Annotated in this window: 2 protein-coding genes; one reads left to right on the plus strand and one right to left on the minus strand. The window is 69.7% G+C overall.

Translation table 11 applies throughout. The features are described 5' to 3' along the window. Positions 1-144: 144 nt before the first annotated feature. On the minus strand, positions 145-1,041 hold the full coding sequence (locus ACQKIP_RS46705) for an endonuclease/exonuclease/phosphatase family protein (RefSeq protein WP_365859849.1): 897 nt from the start codon (positions 1,039-1,041) through the stop codon (positions 145-147). 240 nt (positions 1,042-1,281) lie between these two features. Here ACQKIP_RS46705 and ACQKIP_RS46710 point away from each other — a divergent pair. Further along, positions 1,282-1,724, plus strand: a 443-nt coding sequence (locus ACQKIP_RS46710; protein ID WP_427745790.1) for a DUF6986 family protein, incomplete at its 3' end; no start/stop codon positions are given.

Here is a 1,724-nt window from a genome sequence, read left to right on the forward strand (position 1 = left end):
GGTCGGCGACCTCTTCGACGTGGTCCCCGCCCTCACCGACGAGGTCAACACCCGCAAGGGCTGACCGTACGCATCGGCTGACCGGACGAGGCCTTCGCCACCGCGCACAGCGGGGGCGAAGGCCTCGCCGCGTCACGGCGTCCGTCACAGCGTCAGTGAGGCCTGCACCGGCAGATGGTCGCTGGGGAACTGGCCGCCCTGCGAGAAGGTGTTGATGGCCGCCGAGTGGACCCGCACACCGGGCGTCGCCAGGATCCAGTCGATCCGGTCGCCGTCCGGCGTCAGCGGCTTGTAGCCGTGGAAGGTGGCGTACGCCTTGCTGCGCTCGTCCGCCGCGTCCCAGGTGTCGACGAGACCGGCGCCCAGCATCGTGTCGTAGACCGGGTTCTTGTGGGCCGCGACGTTGAAATCACCCGTGACCAGGAGCGGCAGGGACGAGTCGAGGGCGGCGATCCGCTCGGAGATCAACCGCGCGGCGCGGATGCGGGCGTTCTGGCTCGCGTTGTCCAGGTGGGTGTTGAGGACGTACAGCTCCTGATCCGTGCGCAGGTCGTGGAAGCGGACCCGGGTGACCATGCGGATGGAACCGCCGCCCCAGGTGTTCGATCCGATGACGTCCGGGGTGTCGGAGAGCCAGAAGTGGTCGTACTCGACCGGTGCGAGTCTGCGGGTGTCGTAGTAGACGGTCATGAACTCGTCGCGGCTGCCCCCGGCCCGGCCGGTGCCGATCCAGTCGTAGTGCGGGCTCAGGTCCTCGGCGATGTCCCGCACCTGCTGGTAGAGGCCTTCCTGGGTGCCGATGACATGAGGGCGCGCCCGGCGAAGGAGTTCCCGGGTCACCGGGCGGCGGTCGGCCCAGGTGTTGGGCGGCGTGGTGCTCGCGTAGCGGAGGTTGAACGACATGACCTCCAGGCGGCGCCCCGCCCGCTCCACCGCGTGCGCGGGGGAGGCGGCCAGCGCGGTGGTGAACAGGGGCACTGCCGCCGCGGCGAGCGCGGTCTGCAGGCCGAAGCGGCGCGTTACTCGGGTGTCGTTCGGCACGCGGTCTCCTTCGATGGGTGACGGTCAGGATGAGGTGCGGGCACGCGAGTGCGGAAGCAGGATCTGAGACAGGGGTGAACGGACGGGGTCCGGCAGACGAGAGGGTGTTGACCAGCGGGAAGGTCGCCGGATAACTTCGCTATGCGGATTATTGATTCCGTGAAGCGGAAGTTCTTCTGGCTTTTGAGTAATCCTGAATGGTCCAGAGTGTGTGGTCCCGAGCGTGTGGAGGGTGCAGGAATGGGTCAGCAAGAGAAGGTGGCAACGAGTCTCGCGGGCGCGGTCAGCGAGGGCATCAGCGCTTCCCTCGCCCCGGTGGACGCGGAGCTCGAGCGCCGCTACCCCGGCGACCCGGGCACCCGCCAGCCGGTCCACACCGTGTACGTCCCCGGTGAGCTCTTCGGCGCCGACACCATCCGCGGCTGGGGCGACCAGGCCCTGAAGGCCCTCGACGAGCACGCCCCGGACGCCGCCTCCTTCGCGGCCGTCCTCGGTCTCGCCGACGACCTCGCCGTGCCGGTCTACGACCGCGTACGCGCCAAGCTGCAGCGCGAGCCCGTCGAGGACCTGCGCATCGACTTCGAGGACGGCTACAAGGGCGCGGACGAGGACCAGGACGCCGCCCGCGCGGCCCGGCTCGTCGCCGAGGCCTACAAGAACGGCACCGCGGCGCCGTACATGGG

It is taken from the genome of Streptomyces sp. NPDC059900, assembly GCF_050270335.1.
GTDB lineage: Bacteria > Actinomycetota > Actinomycetes > Streptomycetales > Streptomycetaceae > Streptomyces.